This window comes from Atlantibacter sp. (assembly GCF_032062175.1).
In the GTDB taxonomy this organism is placed as follows: domain Bacteria; phylum Pseudomonadota; class Gammaproteobacteria; order Enterobacterales; family Enterobacteriaceae; genus Atlantibacter.
This window is the reverse complement of the sequence record NZ_DAMBQK010000026.1, coordinates 24,272-47,027: the sequence shown is the minus strand read 5'-3', so window position 1 is coordinate 47,027 and position 22,756 is coordinate 24,272. Positions and strand designations below refer to the sequence as shown.

General features: G+C 53.5%; 22 protein-coding genes. 9 read left to right on the top strand and 13 right to left on the bottom strand.

The window, feature by feature from the left end; translation table 11 throughout:
- Nucleotides 1-2: 2 nt before the first annotated feature.
- Nucleotides 3-1,382 carry a chromosomal replication initiator protein DnaA gene (gene dnaA, locus RT120_RS18770; protein WP_312985011.1) on the bottom strand — a complete coding sequence of 460 codons (1,380 nt, stop codon included), beginning with the start codon at nucleotides 1,380-1,382 and terminating at the stop codon, nucleotides 3-5.
- A gap of 602 nt (nucleotides 1,383-1,984) precedes the next feature.
- Between dnaA and rpmH the strand changes: the two genes are divergently transcribed.
- The 5 genes from rpmH (at nucleotide 1,985) to mnmE (ending at nucleotide 5,827) form a co-directional block, all read left to right on the top strand.
- Nucleotides 1,985-2,125 (top strand): 50S ribosomal protein L34, encoded by a 141-nt coding sequence (gene rpmH, locus RT120_RS18765; protein WP_000831330.1) that lies wholly within the window; start codon nucleotides 1,985-1,987, stop codon nucleotides 2,123-2,125.
- Between the two features lie 17 nt (nucleotides 2,126-2,142).
- Nucleotides 2,143-2,502, top strand: coding sequence for a ribonuclease P protein component (gene rnpA, locus RT120_RS18760; RefSeq protein WP_002435532.1), 360 nt, complete (start codon nucleotides 2,143-2,145; stop codon nucleotides 2,500-2,502).
- A complete protein-coding gene (yidD, locus tag RT120_RS18755) occupies nucleotides 2,466-2,723 on the top strand; it encodes a membrane protein insertion efficiency factor YidD (protein WP_072042720.1) in 258 nt (85 codons plus the stop codon). The genes rnpA and yidD overlap by 37 nt, the downstream gene beginning before the upstream one ends.
- Nucleotides 2,724-2,725: 2 nt before the next feature.
- Nucleotides 2,726-4,369 carry a membrane protein insertase YidC gene (yidC, locus tag RT120_RS18750; RefSeq protein WP_312985009.1) on the top strand — a complete coding sequence of 548 codons (1,644 nt, stop codon included), beginning with the start codon at nucleotides 2,726-2,728 and terminating at the stop codon, nucleotides 4,367-4,369.
- A 93-nt stretch (nucleotides 4,370-4,462) separates the two neighbouring features.
- Entirely contained in the window at nucleotides 4,463-5,827 is a 1,365-nt protein-coding gene (gene mnmE / locus RT120_RS18745; RefSeq protein ID WP_312985007.1) for a tRNA uridine-5-carboxymethylaminomethyl(34) synthesis GTPase MnmE, read from the top strand.
- A 59-nt stretch (nucleotides 5,828-5,886) separates the two neighbouring features.
- On the opposite strand, the gene RT120_RS18740 is transcribed toward mnmE, so the two are convergent.
- Together RT120_RS18740 and RT120_RS18735 are read right to left on the bottom strand one after the other, a co-directional pair.
- Nucleotides 5,887-6,153 (bottom strand): hypothetical protein, encoded by a 267-nt coding sequence (locus RT120_RS18740; RefSeq protein WP_312985005.1) that lies wholly within the window; start codon nucleotides 6,151-6,153, stop codon nucleotides 5,887-5,889.
- 15 nt (nucleotides 6,154-6,168) lie between these two features.
- Nucleotides 6,169-6,492: a hypothetical protein gene (locus tag RT120_RS18735; protein WP_312985003.1), complete on the bottom strand. Its 324-nt coding sequence runs from the start codon at nucleotides 6,490-6,492 to the stop codon at nucleotides 6,169-6,171.
- Between the two features lie 331 nt (nucleotides 6,493-6,823).
- Here RT120_RS18735 and RT120_RS18730 point away from each other — a divergent pair, with 331 nt between their 5' ends.
- The 3 genes from RT120_RS18730 to RT120_RS18720 all read left to right on the top strand — a co-directional run bounded on the left by RT120_RS18730 (nucleotide 6,824) and on the right by RT120_RS18720 (nucleotide 9,975).
- Entirely contained in the window at nucleotides 6,824-8,470 is a 1,647-nt protein-coding gene (locus RT120_RS18730; protein ID WP_312985001.1) for a hypothetical protein, read from the top strand.
- A 163-nt stretch (nucleotides 8,471-8,633) separates the two neighbouring features.
- The gene (locus tag RT120_RS18725) at nucleotides 8,634-9,416 is read left to right on the top strand and encodes a hypothetical protein (RefSeq protein WP_312984999.1); all 783 of its coding nucleotides are present in this window, start codon (nucleotides 8,634-8,636) and stop codon (nucleotides 9,414-9,416) included.
- Complete coding sequence (locus RT120_RS18720) at nucleotides 9,409-9,975, top strand: NADPH-dependent FMN reductase (RefSeq protein WP_312984997.1); 567 nt, start codon at nucleotides 9,409-9,411, stop codon at nucleotides 9,973-9,975. Before RT120_RS18725 ends, RT120_RS18720 begins: the two co-directional genes overlap by 8 nt.
- A gap of 34 nt (nucleotides 9,976-10,009) precedes the next feature.
- On the opposite strand, the gene RT120_RS18715 is transcribed toward RT120_RS18720, so the two are convergent.
- The gene (locus RT120_RS18715) at nucleotides 10,010-11,347 is read right to left on the bottom strand and encodes an NCS2 family permease (protein ID WP_312984995.1); all 1,338 of its coding nucleotides are present in this window, start codon (nucleotides 11,345-11,347) and stop codon (nucleotides 10,010-10,012) included.
- A 179-nt stretch (nucleotides 11,348-11,526) separates the two neighbouring features.
- On the opposite strand from RT120_RS18715, the gene yieH reads away from it, so the two are divergent.
- Nucleotides 11,527-12,192 carry a 6-phosphogluconate phosphatase gene (yieH, locus tag RT120_RS18710; protein WP_312984993.1) on the top strand — a complete coding sequence of 222 codons (666 nt, stop codon included), beginning with the start codon at nucleotides 11,527-11,529 and terminating at the stop codon, nucleotides 12,190-12,192.
- A 39-nt stretch (nucleotides 12,193-12,231) separates the two neighbouring features.
- Here yieH and phoU read toward each other — a convergent pair whose 3' ends face one another.
- The 9 genes from phoU to atpD form a co-directional block, all read right to left on the bottom strand.
- Nucleotides 12,232-12,957 (bottom strand): phosphate signaling complex protein PhoU, encoded by a 726-nt coding sequence (gene phoU / locus RT120_RS18705; protein WP_312984992.1) that lies wholly within the window; start codon nucleotides 12,955-12,957, stop codon nucleotides 12,232-12,234.
- A gap of 13 nt (nucleotides 12,958-12,970) precedes the next feature.
- A complete protein-coding gene (pstB, locus tag RT120_RS18700; RefSeq protein WP_312984991.1) occupies nucleotides 12,971-13,744 on the bottom strand; it encodes a phosphate ABC transporter ATP-binding protein PstB in 774 nt (257 codons plus the stop codon).
- A gap of 45 nt (nucleotides 13,745-13,789) precedes the next feature.
- Nucleotides 13,790-14,680, bottom strand: coding sequence for a phosphate ABC transporter permease PstA (gene pstA, locus RT120_RS18695; RefSeq protein ID WP_312984989.1), 891 nt, complete (start codon nucleotides 14,678-14,680; stop codon nucleotides 13,790-13,792).
- Nucleotides 14,680-15,639 (bottom strand): phosphate ABC transporter permease PstC, encoded by a 960-nt coding sequence (gene pstC, locus RT120_RS18690; protein ID WP_161658794.1) that lies wholly within the window; start codon nucleotides 15,637-15,639, stop codon nucleotides 14,680-14,682. Before pstC ends, pstA begins: the two co-directional genes overlap by 1 nt.
- Before the next feature lie 113 nt (nucleotides 15,640-15,752).
- Nucleotides 15,753-16,793: a phosphate ABC transporter substrate-binding protein PstS gene (pstS, locus tag RT120_RS18685; protein WP_312984986.1), complete on the bottom strand. Its 1,041-nt coding sequence runs from the start codon at nucleotides 16,791-16,793 to the stop codon at nucleotides 15,753-15,755.
- A 312-nt stretch (nucleotides 16,794-17,105) separates the two neighbouring features.
- Nucleotides 17,106-18,935 carry a glutamine--fructose-6-phosphate transaminase (isomerizing) gene (gene glmS / locus RT120_RS18680; protein ID WP_312984985.1) on the bottom strand — a complete coding sequence of 610 codons (1,830 nt, stop codon included), beginning with the start codon at nucleotides 18,933-18,935 and terminating at the stop codon, nucleotides 17,106-17,108.
- A gap of 170 nt (nucleotides 18,936-19,105) precedes the next feature.
- Complete coding sequence (glmU, locus tag RT120_RS18675) at nucleotides 19,106-20,476, bottom strand: bifunctional UDP-N-acetylglucosamine diphosphorylase/glucosamine-1-phosphate N-acetyltransferase GlmU (protein WP_312984983.1); 1,371 nt, start codon at nucleotides 20,474-20,476, stop codon at nucleotides 19,106-19,108.
- 439 nt (nucleotides 20,477-20,915) lie between these two features.
- Nucleotides 20,916-21,335, bottom strand: a complete 420-nt coding sequence (locus RT120_RS18670; protein WP_043866215.1) for a F0F1 ATP synthase subunit epsilon — start codon at nucleotides 21,333-21,335, stop codon at nucleotides 20,916-20,918.
- Nucleotides 21,336-21,355: 20 nt separating this feature from the next.
- A complete protein-coding gene (gene atpD / locus RT120_RS18665; protein ID WP_125292913.1) occupies nucleotides 21,356-22,738 on the bottom strand; it encodes a F0F1 ATP synthase subunit beta in 1,383 nt (460 codons plus the stop codon).
- Between the last annotated feature and the right edge of the window lie 18 nt (nucleotides 22,739-22,756).

The window sequence follows — 22,756 nt, the reverse complement described above, 5'->3', positions numbered from 1 at the left end:
CGTCACGAAGATAATGTTCTGATTAAGTTGGAGAAATCTTCTTTGATATCATGGCTTTCTTCACGCAACTGCTCAATTTTACGGCAGGCATGGAGAACCGTGGTATGGTCACGGCCGCCAAACGCATCGCCGATTTCCGGCAGACTGTGGTTGGTCAGCTCTTTGGCCAGCGCCATCGCCATCTGGCGCGGACGCGCTACCGAACGGGAACGCCGTTTGGAGAGCAGATCCGCCACCTTAATCTTGTAATACTCCGCCACCGTCTTTTGAATATTGTCGATGGTGACCAGCTTTTCCTGAAGCGCCAGCAAATCGCGCAGAGCTTCACGCACGAAATCGATGGTGATCGCCCGCCCGGTAAAGTTGGCGTTGGCGATAACGCGGTTCAGCGCCCCTTCCAGTTCACGCACGTTGGAGCGCAGGCGCTTGGCGATAAAAAACGCCACTTCGCCCGGCAGACGAATGTCGTTCTCGTCGGCCTTTTTCATCAGGATCGCCACGCGAGTTTCTAGCTCAGGCGGTTCAATAGCAACCGTCAGCCCCCATCCGAAGCGCGATTTCAGACGATCCTCCACCCCGTTGATCTCTTTTGGATAACGATCCGAGGTAAGAATGATCTGCTGATTGCCTTCCAGCAGGGCGTTAAAGGTATGGAAAAACTCTTCCTGCGAACGCTCTTTATTGGCGAAGAATTGAATATCGTCAATCAGCAGGGCGTCCACCGAACGGTAATAGCGTTTGAACTCTTCGATGGCGTTGTTTTGCAGCGCTTTCACCATGTCCTGAACGAAGCGCTCAGAGTGCATATAAACCACTTTGGCATTGGGTTTACGCGCCATGATGCCGTTGCCGACTGCGTGCAGCAGGTGGGTTTTACCCAGGCCGGTGCCACCATAAAGGAACAGCGGGTTATACGCGCCGCCAGGATTATCTGCCACCTGACGGGCCGCCGCGCGCGCCAGCTGGTTAGATTTACCCTCAACAAAATTATCAAAGGTATGTTTTACGTTAACGTTGGAACGGTATGACGGTTCTGCAGGCGCGGGCACGTTATCCCAGGCCGGACGTGCCGGCGCGGCAGGCGCAACCTGGGCAGGCTTAGCCTGGCTTGGCGGGATGGCATTACTGCGCACCACGGGCTTGGTTCCCACTTCAAAACGCAGCAGCGGGGCGTCGGCACCGCAGAAATCATTCAGCAGCCCATTAATATTATTGAGGTACTTATCCCTGACCCAATCGAGCACGAAACGGTTTGGCGCATACAAAGCCAGCGTGTTGTCGCTCAGTTCCGCCTGTAGGGGGCGTATCCACATACTGAATTCTGTGGCTGGTAACTCATCCTGCAATCGGGCAAGACACTGCTGCCAAAGCGAAAGTGACACGGCGGACTCCACTCGAACAACGTCGATAGACGAAGACTGAAACATTCATGATTGTTGACACGCGCTGACAAGCCCGAAAAGGGAGCGCGTGAACCGCTATCTGCGGTATTACCCCGATGTCTGGATCAACGGATCGGGATCGGGACCGCGGATCATAGCGTAAAGCGCGCCAGAGATCTTCTGTTTCTCACAGATTCTTCCTGATTTATCCACAGGGGGATCGGGCCGACTAAGTGTAAACGATCGGCGAGGCCGCGTATGTCTTATTGCCCTCTTTATCGGAAAAATTAATGATGATCGTACAAAATCAGTAGAAACGATCTAACAGGGATCCCGCCGGATCCTTGCACTTTATTGTCATGCCCGTATAATTCCCCACCCGGCGCGTTATCGCGCGGATTTTACGGCCTGTTTCCTGCGTGTTTTTCGTGCTCTGCGGGGCGCAAAAGCGCGGTAAATAAGGAAAGTGAATTGACTCCGGAGTGTACAATTATTACAATCCGGCCTCTTTAATCATCCATGACTTCGACGTGAGTCGTTCGGCAGCCCGTCCGCGCATACGCAAAGTCAGTGAATTTATTCAAGTTTAGGTAGAAATCGCCATGAAACGCACTTTTCAACCGTCTGTACTGAAGCGCAACCGTTCTCACGGCTTCCGTGCTCGTATGGCTACTAAAAATGGTCGTCAGGTTCTGGCACGTCGTCGTGCTAAAGGCCGCGCTCGTCTGACCGTTTCTAAGTAATAAAAGCTAACCGCCTGGTGGTTAAGCTCGCATTTCCCAGGGAGTTACGTTTGTTAACTCCCAATCATTTCACTTTCGTCTTCCAGCAGCCACTTCGGGCTGGCACGCCGCAAATCACCATCCTCGGCCGCCTTAACTCGCTGGGGCATCCCCGTATCGGTCTTACCGTCGCGAAAAAAAACGTAAAACGTGCCCATGAGCGCAATCGGATTAAACGTCTGACGCGTGAAAGCTTTCGTTTACGTCAGCATGAACTCCCACCGATGGATTTTGTGGTGGTCGCGAAACGCGGTATTGCCGATCTCGATAATCGGGCGCTTTCGGAAGCATTGGAAAAGTTATGGCGCCGCCATTGTCGCCTGGCTCGCGAGTCCTGATAGGTCTCATCCGGGTCTATCAACGCCTGATAAGTCCGCTTCTCGGGCCGCACTGCCGTTTCACCCCAACCTGTTCTCACTACGGAATTGAGGCATTGCGCAGGTTTGGAGTGATAAAAGGCAGTTGGTTGACAGTGAAACGCGTATTAAAATGCCACCCTTTACACCCAGGTGGCGACGACCCCGTCCCGCCAGGACCTTTTGATACCAGAGAACACTAACGATGGATTCGCAACGCAATCTCCTTCTCATCGCTTTGTTGTTCGTGTCTTTCATGATCTGGCAAGCCTGGGAGCAGGATAAAAATCCTCAGCCCCAGCAACAGCAGACCACGCAGACTACGACCACCGCAGCGGGTAGTGCCAGCCAGGGCGTACCAGCCAGTGGCCAGGGGAAACTCATTACGGTTAAAACCGACGTCCTGTCCCTTACCATCAACACCCGTGGTGGTGATATTGAACAGGCTCTGCTTTTGGGTTACCCGAAAGAGCTGGGCTCTAACGAACCGTTCCAACTGCTGGAAACCACGCCGCAGTTTATCTACCAGGCACAGAGTGGCCTGACTGGCCGCGACGGCCCGGATAACCCGGCCAATGGCGCGCGTCCGCTGTATAACGTTGAGAGCGATAGCTTTGCGATGGCTGACGGCCAGAATGAGTTAGTGATCCCGCTGACCTGGACCGATGCCGCAGGCAACACCTTTACCAAATCCTTCACCCTGAAACGCGGTGAATATGCGGTGAACGTGGGCTACAGCGTGCAGAACGCCGGTGAGAAGCCGCTTGAGCTGTCTACCTTTGGTCAGTTGAAGCAGACCATCAACCTGCCAAGCCATCGTGATACCGGCAGCAACAACTTTGCGTTGCATACTTTCCGTGGCGCGGCGTTCTCTACCCCGGACGAGAAGTACGAAAAATATAATTTCGACAAAATCGCCGATAACGAGAACCTGAACGTTAGCTCTAACGGCGGCTGGGTTGCGATGCTGCAACAGTACTTCGCTACCGCGTGGGTACCGCGCAACGACGGCGCGAATAACTTCTATACCGCTAACCTGGGTAACGGCGTGGCGGCAATTGGTTATAAATCTGCACCGGTACTGGTTCAGCCTGGCCAGACGGGCACGCTGGGCAGCACCCTGTGGGTTGGCCCGGAAATTCAGGATAAAATGGCTGCCGTTGCGCCGCACCTGGATTTAACCGTGGATTACGGCTGGTTGTGGTTTATCTCTCAGCCGCTGTTTAAGCTGCTGAAGTGGATCCACAGCTTCCTGGGCAACTGGGGCTTCTCGATTATCGCTATCACCTTTATCGTTCGTGGCGTGATGTACCCGCTGACCAAAGCGCAGTACACCTCTATGGCGAAAATGCGTTTGCTGCAGCCGAAGATTCAGGCCATGCGCGAGCGTCTGGGCGATGATAAACAACGTATCAGCCAGGAAATGATGGCGCTGTACAAGTCGGAAAAAGTGAACCCGCTGGGTGGCTGCTTCCCGCTGTTGATTCAGATGCCTATCTTCCTTGCGCTGTACTACATGCTGATGGGTTCCGTAGAGCTGCGCCATGCGCCGTTCGCACTATGGATCCATGACTTGTCAGCCCAGGACCCGTACTACATTCTGCCGATCCTGATGGGCGTGACGATGTTCTTCATCCAGAAGATGTCGCCGACCACCGTGACCGACCCGATGCAGCAGAAGATCATGACCTTTATGCCGGTCATCTTTACGGTCTTCTTCCTGTGGTTCCCGTCAGGTCTGGTGCTGTACTATATCGTAAGCAACCTGGTGACCATCCTTCAGCAGCAGCTGATTTATCGTGGTCTGGAGAAACGTGGCCTACACAGCCGCGAGAAGAAAAGCTCTTAATCCGATAGTCGGTAAAAGCTAATATGGAAGGCGGTCGATAGACCGCCTTTTTTATTGTTCAGTGTTAACAGACAGAAACCACAGAGAAATTTCATGAGCCATAACGACACTATCGTCGCCCAGGCCACCCCTCCGGGACGTGGCGGTGTGGGCATTCTGCGTATCTCCGGCCTGAAAGCGCGCGACGTAGCGCTGGCGGTGCTGGGCAAACTGCCGAAGCCGCGCTATGCCGACTATCTGCCGTTTCGCGATGTGGATAATACGGCGCTCGATCAGGGTATCGCCCTGTGGTTTCCTGGCCCCAACTCCTTTACCGGCGAAGACGTGCTGGAATTACAGGGCCACGGCGGCCCGGTGATCCTCGACCTGCTGTTAAAGCGCATCCTGACCCTCCCCGGCGTACGTATCGCGAAGCCCGGCGAGTTCTCCGAGCGCGCATTCCTGAACGATAAACTCGATTTAGCCCAGGCGGAAGCGATTGCCGACCTGATCGACGCCAGCTCCGAACAGGCGGCGCGTTCGGCGCTTAATTCGCTACAGGGTGCGTTTTCCACCCGCGTAAATCAGTTAGTGGAAGCACTTACTCACCTGCGAATCTACGTGGAAGCGGCCATCGACTTCCCGGATGAAGAAATCGACTTTCTTTCTGACGGCAAAATTGAAGCACAACTCAACGACGTCATGGCCGATCTGGACGCGGTACGCGCCGAAGCGCGCCAGGGTAGCCTGCTGCGCGAAGGGATGAAAGTTGTGATCGCCGGTCGTCCGAATGCCGGGAAATCCAGCCTGTTAAACGCGCTGGCAGGCCGTGAGGCGGCGATTGTCACTGATATCGCCGGGACGACCCGCGACGTGCTGCGCGAGCATATCCATATTGACGGAATGCCGCTGCATATCATCGATACCGCCGGTCTGCGCGAAGCCAGCGATGAGGTAGAACGCATCGGCATTGAGCGCGCCTGGCAGGAAATCGAGCAGGCGGACCGGGTGCTGTTTATGGTGGATGGCACCACCACCGACGCCACCGATCCGGCGGCGATTTGGCCTGATTTTATCGCCCGCTTACCGGAAAAATTGCCGATTACCGTGGTGCGTAACAAAGCGGATATGACTGGCGAGCCTCAGGGGCTAAGCGAAGTGAATGGTCACTCACTTATTCGTCTGTCGGCGCGTACCGGCAATGGCGTAGACGTGCTGCGCGACCACCTCAAACGCAGCATGGGCTTTGACACCAATATGGAAGGCGGCTTCCTGGCGCGCCGCCGTCATTTGCAGGCGCTGGAAACCGCTGCCCAGCATCTGGAGCAAGGCAAAGCACAACTGCTGGGGGCCTGGGCGGGTGAACTACTGGCGGAAGAACTGCGCCTCGCCCAGCAGAGCCTGAGTGAAATCACCGGGGAATTTACGTCTGATGATTTACTGGGACGGATTTTTTCCAGTTTTTGTATTGGTAAGTGACACAGCTTGTAGAGGAACGAATAATCCTGCACTTGCAGGATTATTCTTCCATCTTTCTGTCATGTTGGTAAGTGTCCAGGTTCAGGAACATCGCAGAGCGCTCTGATTTTAGACTCAGAAATCAGAGAGTAATCTCCGGCCAGCCCGGCGATAGTTTTATAAGAGGTGATATCCGTTCCTGTCAGGGTAACCTCTACCGGGAGCTGACGACCTCTCAGGTCGTCATTAATGGCGCTGGCAATTGTGTCATCACTAAAACCCGCACTGGTTAACCGTATAATTTTATTATGGTTCCACTCACGAAGCGGCGCTGAAAACAGAGACATTGTTCTTCCCCCTAATTATTCACCGGACGACAGTTTAGCGATAGCGCCTGATGCGCTTCCGCCTGATACAGCACCAAGCGTGGCAACAACGGCCTTTCCTCCTGCCATACCTAACCCACCTGACGCCAGACTACCGCCACCTAAAGCGGCCAGACCCGCAGACGATGCTGCCGCACCGCTCAGCGTTCCCCCCGCCACGCCCAACCCTGCGGCGCTGGCCGCCGCACCGATGGCCGGAGCCGCCGCTAGCGCCAGACCGCCTGTCGCTACCGTTGCAGCCGCAACAGCAAGTGATGTAAACGGGTTTTCACAAACAAAATCAATGAGATCATCAAACATGGTATTCACCTCTTTTTAAATTCAGAGCCGCATTGCCCTGCGAGATGAATAGTGATGAAAAATATAAAATAAATCAAATTAACAAAAATAAGTTACAATTTGACATTTAAATCGATAATTCAAAAAAATAAATCACATATATTGGTATTTTGATTAATAATCCAATTTCAATAAACAAAAAACTCAACCATTTTTGCTTTAAGATTTTAAAATTTATTTTCTATGAAATTCCATTTTCTCATCTGGTTTAACATGGCAAATTACGGCTAATTTTGAGAAAAACACGTCGACAAAAATTTGTGATGAAAGTCACAAAAAAGGATTAGTGGCGATGAAAAACCTGAGTACAGAACTGACCCGTACACTTAGCGCCGATCGGCCTCCATTTGCTGAGATTTATGATGCGATAAGTGAACAGCTCTTACTGCTGATGTTTAAGGCGCGGCAACTGGGCCAGGACCCGGACTGGCATGGTTGGTTTGCTGAACAACACCGTTTGCTCGCTATCCTTTGCGCTAAAAAGGACCAGATAGCCGAGATTTTTAAAAGCGATCATCATGGTATTGGTGAAAAGGAAAAACCTGCCGACGACGTACTTTATGCGTTGGCATTTATGCGCCGGCTTTATGACGGCTTCGATAACAACCAGGTCAGTATGAAAACCTGGGGGCAAATTAATAAACAGCCAGAAAGCTGGCAGGGCCACTTCAGCCGATCACTCATGGCTGAAAGCGCGTTTATTAATAACGAGCTGATAGACATTTTGCTTAAGGCAAAGGCCAGCAGTGAACCGATTCCGGTGGAGATAAGGCAAGGTTATTGCCATCAGGATCTTTCTATTGCCTACTCCTGTGCTGACGTACTGATTGCGAAACTTAATGCCTGGTTTGATATCGATCCGCTGGCGCTGCTGGCTGAGGCTGTTTTTCAATTAGTTTATACCTACCGCAACCAGCCCCTCGTTTTACCTGGCTGGCTTTCACGATTTGAAGGGCTGCAAATATATAACCCTTTGCCCACAATCAGCGATAACTACGCTTTTAAGGAGATCTACAAAGTCCTTAAGCAGCACAGAGAGGAGTTTATCCGCGGTGTGCAAAATGATGCCGATGACCGTGAGGCAGAACATCTGCTCGAACTCTACCGCAAAGCGGCAGCGAAGCAGGTTTGCGACTGGCTCTGGAATATTATGGATTACCTCAAAGCCCCACAGTGGACGCCTTTTCGGTGGAAGTTTCTTACCGTTGTGCCGCCCACCGACGCCGCCCAGAGCGAGAGCCAGGCTAATCAGCAATGGAATGATGATTATTGCCAGATAGCTATTCTCAGAGAAAACCTTCTCGAACTTATACAGAAAAATAGCCTTGAGGACGCCACGAAATTTCTTGCCGGCTGCCTTGAGCGGATCTATGGCAAAGCGGCAGCCGATAAATCTCAGGGTTTACCCACGCCCGTCTCCGATGAGGAAAAGAAAGGCTATGCTTCCAACCATTACTTGTTTACCCCGCCACGGGAATCATCCCGTGAACGGGATGCAGATAGCCTGGCTGTATTTGAAAAATGGTATATGCAAAATAAAGTGTTGCTGATGAGGCATAATGGAAAACGTACGGAGAAAGTTAGCGTGGAGGCGTGGCTTGCAGGGCTAAAGTGCTTTGATCTCAAACGGGGTATCCCCAACGGGGATGCGATGAAAATCAAAGACGGGGTTTACAATAAAATTAAAGAAGATAAACACTTAAAAATGCCGAAAGGAAGCAGTCATATCTCTTTGCAGCGTTACCACAATCGCGTTAAAGAGGGTATTGCGCATATTGAAGCATTCATCGCCCAGCAACAGGCCAGTAACCAGCTCGCTCCTTACAGTGGCGCAAGGGACGCCATAAAACCGCTCTGGGGAAAATCGTTGATCCACTCATCTTCCTCGCAATCTGAGGCTCCTGAGGAGGATCGTCCTGTTAGGAATTTGGATGAGTGAAACACCCTGAAAATGCGGATAATCGTCACCCTTGTCTAAATTATTTGTAAAAGTGAATGCTTCGGGCTTTTCACATACGTTAAACCGCATTAAAACCTAAAGAAGTATACGCGATAACGTTGATTATCGTTTCCCCACTCAGACCATTATCACGGAGCGACAAATGGCAACGCATTTTGTTCGAGGACTGTTAAGCCCCGACACCCCCTTATCTCCACGACTGTGCGCTGCAAGTCTTGAGCAGGCGCAACAGTTACCCGAACATCGTCGCCAGCGCTTTTTAGCTTCCCGTTCGTTGCTCGCCGAGATGATGTTCCGCTTTTTTGGCATGAAAACCCTTCCCTCTATTCACGTTTCCCCGCCGGGAAAACCGCAGTTCCGGGATCGCGAGCTGGCGGATTTCTCCATCGCTTACGCCGGAAATATGGTAGGCGTCGCGCTGACCACGGAAGGACGTTGCGGCCTGGATATGGCGCTTCAGCGCACCACGCGCGGGTTTTCGCTTCCCAATACTGGCGACCAGGCGTTTCCGTTTACCAGCAATGAGTCAACGTGGATCGCCAGGCAGCACGATGCCACCGAAGCCAAAACCCAGTTGGTGACGTTACGTCACAGCCTGTTGAAAATGATGGGTGAAAAGGATGAAACCTCAGATACGGTGCAGCTCCAGCCCGCCGCCGGGAAATTACGGGTGATCAATTGCCCGCAGGTGGAATCGATTTGCGACGCGGAAGAGATCCTGATTTGGTCGGTCGCCGTCTCACCCGCTATCGAGAAACTGACGCTCTGGCAATACCACCAGCAGAACTGGAAAATCCTGCCGGACATCCCCAGCCGCCGCAACGATGAGGCTTCTCGCCTGATGCGTTTTACCAGTCTGCCGACAGAAAAAGTTCATATACTCAATACTTCGCATTCCGTAACGTCAGGGAGTCATCATGTCTGAATCGCTAAAAGTTGTGACATTACTGGGGAGCCTGCGTAAGGGCTCATTTAACGCCATGGTTGCGCGTACGCTGCCGAAGCTGGCACCAGCAGGAATGAACATCACCGCGCTGCCGACTATCGCCGACATTCCACTATACGACGCCGATATCCAGCAGGGCGAAGGCTTTCCGCAAAGTGTGGAAGCGATAGCAGCCCAAATCCGCGACGCCGATGGCGTGGTGATTGTCACCCCGGAATATAATTATTCGGTGCCGGGCGGCCTAAAGAACGCCATCGACTGGCTGTCGCGCCTGCCCAACCAGCCGCTGGCGGGCAAGCCGGTATTGATCCAGACCAGCTCAATGGGTGCCATTGGCGGCGCGCGCTGCCAGTATCATCTGCGCCAGATCCTGGTATTCCTCGACGCCATGGTGATGAACAAGCCGGAATTTATGGGCGGGGTGATTCAGAACAAGGTGGATACCCAGACGGGTGAAGTAATTGACCAGAGCACCCTGGACCATCTGACCGGGCAGTTAACGGCGTTTGGCGAGTATATTCAGCGAGTGCGTAACTGAAGTGAAAAGGGCCAGCAATGCTGGCCCTTGTTGATTAATGCGCGTCAATAAACACGATTTTCAGGGTGAACAGCAGCGCCACCACCACCACACAGGCGCTCAGGTCACGTAAACGACCGGTGAACACTTTCATCACGCAGTAGGAGATAAAGCCCAGCGCGATGCCTTCCGTGATAGAAAAGCTAAACGGCATCATCACGGCGGTGATAAACGCCGGAACCGCTTCCGTCAGGTCATCCCACTTCACGCGCGCCAGGCTTGAAGTCATCAGCACGCCCACGTAAATCAGGGCACCTGCCGCCGCATAGCCCGGTACCATGCCCGCCAGCGGTGACAGGAAAATCACCAGCAGGAACAGAAAGCCGACGATCACTGCGGTGAGGCCGGTACGGCCACCCACGGAAACGCCGGAAGACGATTCAATGTAAGCGGTCACTGACGACGTACCGATAAACGAACCAGTCACCGACGAGATACTGTCCACATACAGCGCCTGTTTCATGCGCGGGAAGCGGCCTTTTTCATCGGTCAGGCCTGCTTTATCCGTCACGCCAATCAGCGTACCGGAGGAGTCAAACAGGTTAACCAGCATAAACGAGAAAATCACCCCAGCCAGGCCGATGTTCAGCGAGCCTGCCAGATCAACCTGACCCACCACACTCATCACGTTCGGCGGCGCGGAAACAATCCCGTGGTACTGCACATCGCCCAGCATCCAGCCCAGCAGAGTGGTAACAACAATAGAGACCAGCACCGCAGCGTGAATATTACGCGACGCCAGAACAGCGATGATAAAGAAGCCCAGCGCACCCAGCAGCGTGGAATGGGAGGTCAGATTGCCGATAGTGACCAGCGTTTCCGGGTTCGCCACAATAATCCCGGCATTTTTCAGGCCCATCATGCCGATAAACAGACCGATACCGCTGGTGATGCCCACACGCAGGCTGACCGGAATATTGGCAATCATCCAGTAACGCACACGGAAAATAGTCAGGATCAGCAGGCCGACCGCGCCCCAGAAAATCGCGCCCATGCCGATTTGCCAGGAAAGCCCCATCGCGCCAACCACCACAAATGCGAAAAAGGCATTAAGACCCATCGCCGGTGCCAGCGCCACCGGCAGGTTGGCAAATAAGCCCATCAAAATACTGCCGAAGGCGGCAATCAGACAGGTGGTAACAAAGACGGCGCTGGTATCCATGCCAGCCGCGCCCAGAATCTGCGGGTTAACAAAAACGATATACACCATCGTCAGGAAAGTCGTGATACCGGCAATCACTTCGGTACGGGCGGTTGTGCCGTGTTCACGCAGTTTAAACACGCGCTCAAGCACCCCCGGTTGCGAAGCCGGAGTAGCGTTTTGTTGGCTCATTATCAGTTTCCGAACATGAGGAGGGAAAATTCGCCGGTTATCCTATACCAAAAAAGCGTCAGTTTGACGGCTATCACAGACTTTTTTTCATTGATTTTGCTTAGACGGGATCGTTTGCGCGGCGCAAAAATTTGCGCAATCAGGTAAAATGCTGTTTCATTCTTAACAAAGGAAACGGCATGTCCCGGATTGATGCGGTATTTTTTGACTGTGATGGCACGTTGGTCGACAGTGAAGTGATCTGCTCTAAAGCTTACGTGCATATGTTTGCGCAATATGGCATCCAGCTCGATCTGGAGGAGGTACATAAGACCTTCAAGGGGATAAAGCTCTACGAGATCATCGATACCATCAGCAATCAGCACGGCGTGAATCTGAACAAAGCCGATCTGGAAGCCGTGTATCGCGCCGAAGTTGCCAGACTGTTTGAGAGCGAACTGGTAGAAATTGAAGGCGCAGCGGAATTGCTGAAAAAGATGAAAGTGCCGATGTGTATCGTCTCTAACGGCCCGGTCACCAAAATGCAGCACTCACTGGGTAAAACCGGCATGCTCGACCACTTCCCGGATCTGCTGTACAGCGGGTATGACATTCAACGCTGGAAGCCGGACCCGGCGATTATGCACCACGCGGCCGATGCGATGCAGGTCGATGTGAAAAACTGCGTGCTGGTAGATGACTCGTCAGCGGGCGCGATGGCCGGTGTGGCGGCGGGCATGGAGGTGTACTACTTCTGCGCAGATCCGCATAACAAGCCGATCGACCACCCGAAAGTGACGTCGTTTACCGCGCTGTCGCAGCTGCCTGAACTGTGGCGCGCGCGCGGTTGGGATATTACTGAATAGTCTGAATGAAAAACGCCAGCGGACGCTGGCGTTATTGTTTTACTCTTTCGGGTCTTTGCCCGCTAGCAGCTTATCCAGCTCATCCCCGCCGACGTGACGGAAATCCTGGCCCTTCACGAAGTAGAAAATGTATTCGCAAATATTCTGGCAGCGGTCGCCGATACGCTCGATAGAGCGGGCGCAGAACAGGGCGGTCAGTACGCTTGGGATGGTGCGCGAATCTTCCATCATATAGGTCATCAACTGACGCACGATGCCCTCATACTCCTGGTCCACTTTTTTATCTTCGCGGTAAATCCGTACCGCTTCGTCCAGATCCATACGGGCGAAGGCGTCCAGCACATCGTGCAGCATCTGAACGGTATGGCGGCCCAGGGATTCCAGGCTCACTAACAGCGGCTGATGCTGTTGGGAGAATTTCTCCAGCGCGGTGCGGCAAATCTTGTCAGCCACGTCACCAATGCGCTCCAGCTCGGCGATGGTCTTGATGATCGCCATCACCAGGCGCAGGTCGCTGGCGGTGGGCTGGCGTTTAGCAATGATGCGCACGCAGGCTTCATCAATGGCGACTTCCATCATGTTGACCTGCTGGTCGCCGTCAATAACGCGCTTCGCCAGCTCGCCGTCCTGATTGTGCATAGCGGTAATTGCGTCAGAGAGCTGTTGTTCCACCAGCCCGCCCATCGTCATCACCTGGGTGCGGATATGTTCCAGCTCCGCATTAAACTGACCGGAAATATGTTTGTTGAGATTCAGATTGTCCATGGTTAACTCCCCATCAACCGTAGCGGCCAGTAATGTAATCTTCCGTTTGCTTCATCTTCGGCTTGGTAAAGATGTCATCCGTGTTGCTGAACTCGATCAATTCGCCAAGATACATAAACGCAGTATGGTCAGAACAACGCGCTGCCTGCTGCATGTTGTGCGTCACGATAACCACGGTGTAATCCTGCTTCAGCTCGGTGATCAACTCTTCAATACGGCCCGTTGAGATTGGGTCGAGCGCCGAACAGGGTTCATCCAGCAACAGGACTTCCGGGCGGATGGCAATACCGCGCGCGATGCACAAACGCTGCTGCTGACCACCTGAGAGAGAGTACCCACTCTGGTGTAATTTATCCTTGGTTTCATTCCATAATGCGGCTTTGGTCAAAGCCCACTGTACGCGCTCGTCCATATCGCTGCGCGACAGCTTTTCAAACAGGCGGACGCCGAAGGCGATGTTGTCGTAAATCGACATCGGGAACGGCGTCGGCTTCTGGAAAACCATCCCGACTTTAGCGCGCAGCAGCGCGATGTCCTGGGCGTGGTTCAGGATGTTTTCACCATCCAGCAGGATCTCGCCTTCCGCGCGCTGCTCCGGGTAAAGCTCAAACATTTTGTTGAAGGTGCGCAGCAGCGTGGATTTGCCGCAGCCTGACGGGCCGATAAATGCCGTCACTTCGTTTTTGGCGATATCCAGACTGATATTTTTCAGGGCATGGAATTTCCCGTAATAGAAGTTCAAATCACGAACCTGAATTTTACCGGGGGTGTGTTCAACCATACTCATCGTCTTCTTTTCCTCATCGACGCCGCATCCGCCGCGCCGCAGTAATTAACCGTGTTTGCTCTTCGCGAACAGTACGCGCGCAAGGATGTTCAGTAACAGGACGCAGAGGGTAATAATCAGTACCCCGGCCCAGGCCAGCTGTTGCCATTCGGCGAACGGGCTCATGGCGAATTTAAAGATGGTCACCGGCAGGTTAGCGATAGGCTGCATCATATCGGTGCTCCAGAACTGGTTGGACAACGCGGTAAACAGCAGCGGAGCCGTTTCACCCGCAATACGCGCTACTGCCAGCAGAACGCCGGTGATAATCCCGGAGACCGAGGCTTTCAGGGTAATTGCGGAAATCATCTTCCACTTCGGCGTGCCCAATGCATAGGCCGCTTCACGCAGGCTATCCGGCACCAGCTTCAGCATGTTCTCGGAGGTACGGATAACGATAGGAATTTGCAGCAGCGCCAGCGCGATCACGCCAGCCCAGCCGGAAAAGTGCTCCATCTGCGCCACTACGATGGTGTAGACAAACAGGCCGACCACAATCGATGGTGCGGAGAGCAGAATATCGTTAATAAAGCGGATCACTTCGGCGAGCCAGGATTTACGGCCATATTCGGCCAGATAAATACCCGCCATGATGCCCAGCGGCGTACCAAATACGGTCGCCCACAGGATCAGTAACCCACTGCCCGCCAGGGCGTTGGCCAGACCGCCGCCAGCGGTATTCGGCGGCGGGGTCATTTCGGTGAACAGCGCCAGCGACATCCCGTCAAAGCCGCGGGTAATTGTCGAGAACAAAATCCAGATCAGCCAGAACAGGCCGAAGGCCATGGTGGCCATCGACAGCGTCAGGGCAATGCGGTTTTTAGCGCGGCGACGCGCCTGCATTTTGCGGCGCGATTCCGCCAGTTCCTGAGAGGATTGCAATTCGATGGTCGCCATTAGCGTGCCCCCTCGTTTTTCGCCAGACGCATAATCATGACTTTAGAAATCGCCAGCACAATAAAGGTAATCACGAACAGGATCAGGCCCAGTTCCATCAACGCTGCCACGTGCAGACCGGATTCCGCTTCGGCGAATTCGTTGGCCAGCGCGGAGGTAATACTGTTGCCCGGCATATACAGCGAGGCGCTGTCGAGCTGGTAGGTGTTGCCGATGATAAAGGTCACCGCCATGGTTTCGCCCAGCGCGCGGCCCAGCCCGAGCATCACGCCACCGATCACGCCGTTTTTGGTGAACGGCAGCACGATACGCCAGATCACTTCCCAGGTGGTGCAGCCGATGCCGTAGGCCGACTCTTTCATCATCACCGGCGTTTGCTCAAATACATCACGCATTACCGCGGCAATGTACGGAATGATCATGATGGCGAGGATGACGCCTGCGGCCAGGATACCGATACCGAACGCCGGGCCGGAGAACAGCGCGCCAACAAACGGAATAGTGGAGAGCACATTGCCCACCGGCTCCTGGAAATAAGTGGCGAACAGCGGGGCGAAGATAAACAGGCCCCACATGCCGTAAACGATACTCGGAATAGCCGCCAGCAGCTCAATCGCGATACCCAGCGGGCGCTTCAGCCAGTTTGGGGCCAGCTCGGTCAGGAACAGGGCGATACCAAAGCTCACCGGCACCGCAATCAGCAGGGCGATAAACGAGGTTACCAGGGTTCCGTAGATCGGCACTAATGCGCCGTAGATGTCATTCGGGGCATCCCACTCTTTGGTCCACAGGAATGAGAAGCCGAATTTTTGAATGCTTGGCCATGAGGAGATGACCAGGGACACGATAATGCCGCCCATCAGCAATAGCACAATCAGCGCAGCCAGTTTTACCAGCGCGCTGAATATCATGTCACCGTTTTTCCCCGGAGGGGTAAATGCAGGCTTAGTGGCAGCCATAATTCACTCTTTTGTCAGAACCCTGAAAACCGGCATTATCGCCAGTTTTCAGGGTATTGCCATTACCCATTGTCAGTCGGCCGGAAATTTCTTCCCACCGACTCAGGGGCAAATCAGTACAACGCTTTACCGCTGCTGTCTTTCACGTTGGTTTTCCATGCAGCACGAATCTGCTCAACCACGCTGTCCGGCAGGCTGGCGTAATCCAGGTCATTGGCCTGTTTCGCACCATCTTTAAAGGCCCAGTCGAAGAACTTCAGCACTTCAGCACCCTGTTCCGGTTTCTTCTGCTCTTTGTGAAGCAGGATGAAGGTGGTGGAGGTAATCGGCCACGCCTCGTCACCTTTCTGGTTCGTCAGGTCCTGCGCGAAGGATTTGCTCCAGTCCACGCCTTTAGCAGCGTTAGAGAAGCTCTCTTCGGTCGGGCTGACCGGTTTGCCGTCAGCGGAAACCAGTTTGGTGTACGCCAGGTTGTTCTGCTTAGCGTAAGCGTATTCTACATAGCCGATAGACCCTGGCAGACGCTGTACGAAGGCGGCGATGCCGTCGTTGCCTTTACCGCCCAGACCGGTCGGCCAGTTTACGGTAGAGCCTGAACCTACTTTGGATTTCCACTCTTCGTTAACTTTCGCCAGGTAGCTGGTGAACACGAAGGAGGTACCGGAACCGTCAGCACGACGCACCACGGCGATGTTCTGAGACGGCAGTTTCAGGCCAGGGTTGAGTTTAGCGATCGCTTCGTCATCCCATTTTTTGATTTTGCCCAGGTAGATATCACCCAGGGTTTTACCATCCAGCACCAGTTCACCGGATTTCACGCCCTGAAGATTCACCGCCAACACCACACCGCCAATCACGGTCGGGAACTGGAACAGGCCTTCCTGCTGGAGTTTTTCGTCGCTCAGCGGCGCATCAGAGGCACCAAAATCAACGGTATTCGCAATGATTTGCTTAACGCCGCCGGAGGAGCCGATACCCTGATAGTTCACTTTGCTGCCCGTGGACTTCTGGTAGGTATCTGCCCATTTGGCATACACCGGCGCAGGGAAGGTTGCACCGGCGCCAGTCAGGCTCGCCGCAGCATTAACGGCAAAAGCGCTCATCGATAAGGTCGCGGCGACAACAGTTGCGACGGTGGTACGCATAACTTTCATAATGTCTCCTGCTGGATCGTAATTCATTGTTTAGTGGCTACGATGAGCAAAATAGGACACTTTGGTGACAGTTAAATGTACGAATTATGACAGTTTTATGACAAGGGAAATCTCATGAAATTATCAACCAGAAAAACTCTATTTATCAAAGACATAATCACAATTATGACAGCGCTATTGCCGTAAAATTTTATTTTTGTGACAAGATTAAAGGTAGTTCGGGATGACGCATTGTCATAAAAAAACGGGGATTTTTTTGGATAAAAACCAGCCAAAAAAGAAAGCCTCACCATGACAGTGAGGCTTGCGGGATTATTCTACAGTAACGGATTTTGCGAGGTTACGCGGCTGGTCTACGTCGGTGCCTTTGATCAGCGCCACATGGTAGGCCAGTAACTGCAACGGAACGGTATAGAAGATCGGCGCAATCACCTCTTCCACATGCGGCATCTCGATGATGTGCATGTTGTCGCTGCTGGAGAAACCGGCATCCTGATCGGCGAAGACGTACAGCTGGCCGCCACGGGCGCGCACTTCTTCGATGTTAGATTTCAGTTTTTCCAGCAGTTCGTTGTTCGGTGCCACCACAATAACCGGCATATCGGCGTCAATCAGCGCCAGCGGGCCGTGTTTCAGCTCGCCAGCGGCATAGGCTTCCGCGTGAATATAAGAGATCTCTTTCAGCTTCAGCGCGCCTTCCAGGGCGATCGGATACTGATCGCCACGGCCCAGGAACAGGGCGTGATGCTTGTCGGAGAAATCTTCCGCCAGCGCTTCGATGCGCTTGTCCTGGGACAGCATCTGCTCGATACGGCTCGGCAATGCCTGTAGGCCGTGCACAATATCGTGCTCGACAGAGGCATCCAGGCCCTTCAGGCGGGCCAGCTTCGCCACCAGCATCAACAGCACCGTTAGTTGAGTGGTGAAGGCTTTGGTAGAGGCCACGCCGATTTCGGTGCCCGCTTTGGTCATCAGCGCCAGATCGGATTCACGCACCAGCGAAGAGCCCGGAACGTTGCACACCGCCAGCGAGCCCAGATAGCCCAGCTCTTTAGACAGGCGCAGTGCTGCCAGGGTATCGGCAGTTTCGCCAGACTGAGACAGGGTAATCATCAGGCTGTTGCGGCGTACCGCAGATTTGCGATAGCGGAATTCAGAGGCGATTTCGACATCGCAGGAGACGCCCGCCAGCGCTTCGAACCAGTAGCGCGACACCATACCGGAGTTATAGGAGGTGCCGCAGGCCACGATCTGGATATGCTCAACCTGCGAGAGCAGATCGTTAGCCTGAGGGCCGAGCTCGCTTAAATCCACTTCGCCGTGGCTGATGCGCCCGGTCAGGGTGTTTTTGATCGCGTTCGGCTGCTCGTAGATCTCTTTTTGCATGTAGTGGCGGTAAACGCCTTTGTCGCCCGCGTCATATTGCAGGTTGGATTCGATATCCTGACGTTTAACTTCTTCGCCTTTGTTATCGAAGATGGTGACGTTGCGGCGAGTCACTTCCGCGATATCGCCTTCTTCCAGGAAGATAAAGCGACGGGTCACTGGCAAAAGCGCCAGTTGATCGGACGCGATAAAGTTTTCACCCATACCGAGGCCGATAACCAGCGGGCTACCAGAACGCGCGGCCAGCAGCACGTCCGGATTGCGGGTGTCGACGATAACGGTGCCGTATGCGCCGCGCAGTTGCGGGATAGCGCGCAGAACCGCATCACGCAGGGTGCCGCCCTGCTCCAGCTCCCAGTGCACCAGATGCGCGATGACTTCGGTATCGGTCTGGGAAGCAAATTCGTATCCGCGCGCCTGCAACAGCTCGCGCAGCGGCTCATGGTTTTCAATGATGCCGTTGTGAACAACCACAATGTGATCGGACACATGCGGGTGTGCGTTAATTTCCGACGGTTCGCCGTGGGTCGCCCAACGGGTATGGGCAATGCCCGTACCGCCATGCAGAGGCTGTTCCTGTGCGGCTTGCGCCAGCATCTGAACTTTGCCAAGACGACGTAAACGCGTCATCTCTCCGCTGCTGTTGATAACCGCAAGTCCCGCAGAGTCATAACCACGGTATTCCAGACGGCGTAATCCTTCGAGAAGGATTTCTGCAATATCACGCTGCGCGACTGCGCCAACAATTCCACACATAGTTTTGTTTCCTGATAATGGCGATATGCCATAGGTTGTCAGTCGACCTTTGTTGCTCTTTTCGAGCGCCCCGAGCCTTGTAGAGAGTGGGGTTATTATTGTGGTACTGCTTTTGGGGCGGAGGAATTATGGCTTCCTCTCACCCCGGCCTCGCTTTACAGCAAGGATAATTATTTTTTCTTCACCGGACGCTGCCAGCCCTGAATATGGGTCTGCTTCACGCGGCTGATGACTAATTCATTTTCTTCGATATTACGGGTAACCGTGGTGCCCGCGCCGATGGTCACGCCGCGCGCTACGGTTACCGGCGCAACCAGTTGCGTGTCGGAACCGACAAACACATCGTCGCCAATAATGGTTTTGTGTTTATTCGCGCCATCGTAATTACAGGTAATGGTGCCCGCGCCAATATTCACATTCGCGCCGATTTCCGCATCGCCTAAATAGGAAAGATGGCCGGCTTTGGACCCTTTACCGAGACGCGCTTTTTTCATTTCCACGAAGTTGCCAACATGCGCGCCTTCTTCGAGTTCCGCGCCGGGACGCAAACGCGCAAATGGACCGATGGTACAGGCGGCATCAAGTCGCGAATCTTCTACTACAGAGTAAGCGCTGATTTCACAGTCATCGCCAATCACGCTGTTTTTAATGATACAGCCCGCAGCGATTTTTACCCGGTTGCCCAGGATAACGTTGCCTTCGATAATCACATTAGTATCAATTTCAACGTCGCGCCCGTGGGTTAATTCGCCACGCAGATCGAAACGCGCCGGATCGCGCAGCATCACGCCTGCCAGCAGCAATTTTTCTGCCTGTTCGGACTGATACACACGCTCAAGACGCGCCAGCTGCAGGCGGTTATTCACGCCTTCCACTTCGCTTAAGCGGTCAGGATGTACGGCGGCGATTTCGCGCCCTTCCTGCCAGGCGAGGGCGATAATATCGGTAATGTAATATTCGCCCTGGGCGTTATCGTTAGTCAGTTTTGACAGCCAGCGTTTTAAATCCGCGCCGTTGGCAATCAAAATACCGGTATTGATTTCATTAATCTGGCGCTGTTCGTCGCTGGCGTCTTTATGTTCAACAATGCCCGTTACCTGCCCGTTTTCACGAGTAATACGGCCATAGCCGGTCGGATCGTCAAGTTTGACCGTCAACAGGCCAATACCGCCTTGCGGTTTAGCATCCTTCAGGCGCGCCAGGGTATCGGTAGAAATCAGCGGTACGTCGCCGTAGAGCATCAGAATGTCTTCGTCATCCGCGAAGAACGGCGCGGCTTGCTGCATAGCATGGCCGGTTCCCAGTTGCTCGGCCTGCAAAACCCAGTTCACGGCATCATTATTCAGGGTTTGTTTAAGCAGATCGCCGCCGTGGCCGTATACCAGATGTACACGCTGGGCACCGACCTTTGTCGCCGCATCAATCACATGCTGCACCATCGGCTTGCCGGCAAGCGTGTGCAACACTTTTGGAAGATCGGAATACATGCGGGTGCCTTTGCCTGCGGCAAGGATAACCACGCTCATCGCACTGTTCGCCATACGCGTCCTGTCTCTGTAAAGTGAGTGAAGTAAAACGATTTACGTTTGAAAATTCTACATATTTTTCGCGGTAAAATGGATTGCCGTTATTTTACGCGGTTAATGTGAATTTTGCTTTATTGGCTATTTATTTAGGGTGTAATGTCCCGTCAGCCGCTGCTTTTTAAGTGCGTAATTCATTGCCATAGCGCATTTGGCGCACTTAGTTTTTAATAAAAAATATCCGGCGAATGAATATATTTGGATTCTCCCGGCAAAGAATAGCGGATTTTTCGCAGATTACTGTTCGGATTAATTTACTGTAAACGGCAATAGCAGGAAGGAAACCACCCAAACAGGTGATAATAAAGCGATGATCGAGAATCGCATTGCCGGCAACACCGCAACGGGCAAAAAAAATGCCAGTCATATGACTGGCATTTTAGCTTTCAAGCCGGTGTTACATCGCTTTTTTGGTTAACTCGATAACGCGCAGTTTGGCAATCGCTTTAGCCAGTTCAGCAGAAGCCTGAGCGTAATCCACGTCGCCGTGAGAATTACGAATGTGCTCTTCTGCCTTACGCTTCGCTTCCAGGGCTCGCGCTTCGTCGAGGTCCTGACCGCGAATCGCGGTATCTGCCAGCACAGTCACGTTGCCCGGTTGCACTTCAAGAATGCCGCCGGAGAGATAAATAAACTCTTCATGACCGTGCTGCTTCACGATGCGGATCATACCAGGCTTAATGGCGGTGAGCAGCGGAGCGTGGCCCGGGTAAATCCCCAGTTCACCTTCACTACCCGTAACCTGGATTTTTTCCACCAGCCCTGTGAACATTTGCTGTTCAGCGCTGACGACATCCAGGTGGTAAGTCATTGCCATATCACCCTCCGATTAAGGCGTTAAAGTTTTTTGGCTTTTTCCACGGCTTCGTCGATGGAGCCAACCATGTAGAACGCCTGCTCCGGCAGGTGATCGTATTCGCCTTCCATGATGCCTTTAAAGCCACGGATAGTATCTTTCAGCGATACGTATTTGCCCGGAGAACCGGTAAACACTTCTGCCACGAAGAACGGCTGGGACAGGAAGCGCTGGATCTTACGCGCGCGTGCTACCACCAGTTTGTCTTCTTCAGACAGTTCGTCCATACCGAGGATGGCGATGATGTCTTTCAGTTCCTGGTAACGCTGCAGGATGGACTGTACGCCACGCGCGGTGTCGTAGTGCTCCTGGCCAACAACCAGCGGGTCCAGCTGACGGCTGGTGGAATCCAGCGGGTCAACCGCAGGGTAGATACCCAGAGACGCGATCTGACGGCTCAGTACCACGGTCGCGTCAAGGTGCGCAAAGGTGGTGGCTGGTGACGGGTCAGTCAAGTCATCCGCAGGTACGTATACCGCCTGTACGGACGTGATAGAACCGGTTTTGGTGGAGGTGATACGTTCCTGCAGAACGCCCATTTCTTCCGCCAGCGTCGGCTGATAACCTACCGCAGAAGGCATACGGCCCAGCAGTGCAGATACTTCAGTACCGGCCAGGGTATAACGGTAGATGTTATCCACGAACAGCAGAACGTCACGGCCTTCGTCACGGAATTTCTCAGCCATGGTCAGGCCGGTCAGCGCAACGCGCAGACGGTTTCCCGGCGGCTCGTTCATCTGGCCGTAAACCAGGGATACTTTATCCAGAACGTTGGAATCGGTCATTTCGTGGTAGAAGTCGTTACCCTCACGAGTACGCTCACCCACGCCCGCAAACACAGAATAACCGGAGTGCTCGATCGCGATGTTACGGATCAGCTCCATCATGTTTACGGTTTTACCTACGCCCGCACCACCGAACAGACCGACTTTACCGCCCTTCGCGAACGGACACATCAGGTCGATTACTTTGATACCGGTTTCCAGCAGTTCCTGAGAGCTGGACAGCTCTTCATAGGACGGTGCCGCGCGGTGGATCGCCCAACGCTCTTCTTCACCGATGTCGCCTTTCATATCGATCGGCTGACCCAGCACGTTCATGATACGGCCCAGGGTCGCTTTACCTACCGGGACTTCGATCGGGTGCTCAAGGTCTGCAACAGTCAGACCACGACGCAGACCGTCGGAAGAACCCATTGCGATGGTACGCACGATACCGCCGCCGAGCTGCTGCTGCACTTCCAGCACCAGACGCTCATCACCATTTTGCACCTCAAGAGCATCGTACACGCGCGGTACGGCATCCTGAGGGAATTCGACGTCAACTACGGCGCCGATTACCTGGACAATTTTTCCAGTAGCCATCTTGAATCCTCTACGAAT

Excerpts from the sequence above, each read along its gene's own strand:
- rpmH (WP_000831330.1), top strand. The coding sequence starts at position 1,985 with ATGAAACGCACTTTTCAACCGTCTGTACTGAAGCGCAACCGTTCTCAC.
- yidD (WP_072042720.1), top strand. The coding sequence starts at position 2,466 with ATGGCGCCGCCATTGTCGCCTGGCTCGCGAGTCCTGATAGGTCTCATC.
- yidC (WP_312985009.1), top strand. The coding sequence starts at position 2,726 with ATGGATTCGCAACGCAATCTCCTTCTCATCGCTTTGTTGTTCGTGTCT.
- mnmE (WP_312985007.1), top strand. The coding sequence starts at position 4,463 with ATGAGCCATAACGACACTATCGTCGCCCAGGCCACCCCTCCGGGACGT.
- RT120_RS18740 (WP_312985005.1), bottom strand. The coding sequence starts at position 6,153 with ATGTCTCTGTTTTCAGCGCCGCTTCGTGAGTGGAACCATAATAAAATT.
- RT120_RS18735 (WP_312985003.1), bottom strand. The coding sequence starts at position 6,492 with ATGTTTGATGATCTCATTGATTTTGTTTGTGAAAACCCGTTTACATCA.
- RT120_RS18730 (WP_312985001.1), top strand. The coding sequence starts at position 6,824 with ATGAAAAACCTGAGTACAGAACTGACCCGTACACTTAGCGCCGATCGG.
- RT120_RS18725 (WP_312984999.1), top strand. The coding sequence starts at position 8,634 with ATGGCAACGCATTTTGTTCGAGGACTGTTAAGCCCCGACACCCCCTTA.
- RT120_RS18720 (WP_312984997.1), top strand. The coding sequence starts at position 9,409 with ATGTCTGAATCGCTAAAAGTTGTGACATTACTGGGGAGCCTGCGTAAG.
- RT120_RS18715 (WP_312984995.1), bottom strand. The coding sequence starts at position 11,347 with ATGAGCCAACAAAACGCTACTCCGGCTTCGCAACCGGGGGTGCTTGAG.
- yieH (WP_312984993.1), top strand. The coding sequence starts at position 11,527 with ATGTCCCGGATTGATGCGGTATTTTTTGACTGTGATGGCACGTTGGTC.
- phoU (WP_312984992.1), bottom strand. The coding sequence starts at position 12,957 with ATGGACAATCTGAATCTCAACAAACATATTTCCGGTCAGTTTAATGCG.
- pstB (WP_312984991.1), bottom strand. The coding sequence starts at position 13,744 with ATGAGTATGGTTGAACACACCCCCGGTAAAATTCAGGTTCGTGATTTG.
- pstA (WP_312984989.1), bottom strand. The coding sequence starts at position 14,680 with ATGGCGACCATCGAATTGCAATCCTCTCAGGAACTGGCGGAATCGCGC.
- pstC (WP_161658794.1), bottom strand. The coding sequence starts at position 15,639 with ATGGCTGCCACTAAGCCTGCATTTACCCCTCCGGGGAAAAACGGTGAC.
- pstS (WP_312984986.1), bottom strand. The coding sequence starts at position 16,793 with ATGAAAGTTATGCGTACCACCGTCGCAACTGTTGTCGCCGCGACCTTA.
- glmS (WP_312984985.1), bottom strand. The coding sequence starts at position 18,935 with ATGTGTGGAATTGTTGGCGCAGTCGCGCAGCGTGATATTGCAGAAATC.
- glmU (WP_312984983.1), bottom strand. The coding sequence starts at position 20,476 with ATGGCGAACAGTGCGATGAGCGTGGTTATCCTTGCCGCAGGCAAAGGC.
- RT120_RS18670 (WP_043866215.1), bottom strand. The coding sequence starts at position 21,335 with ATGGCAATGACTTACCACCTGGATGTCGTCAGCGCTGAACAGCAAATG.
- atpD (WP_125292913.1), bottom strand. The coding sequence starts at position 22,738 with ATGGCTACTGGAAAAATTGTCCAGGTAATCGGCGCCGTAGTTGACGTC.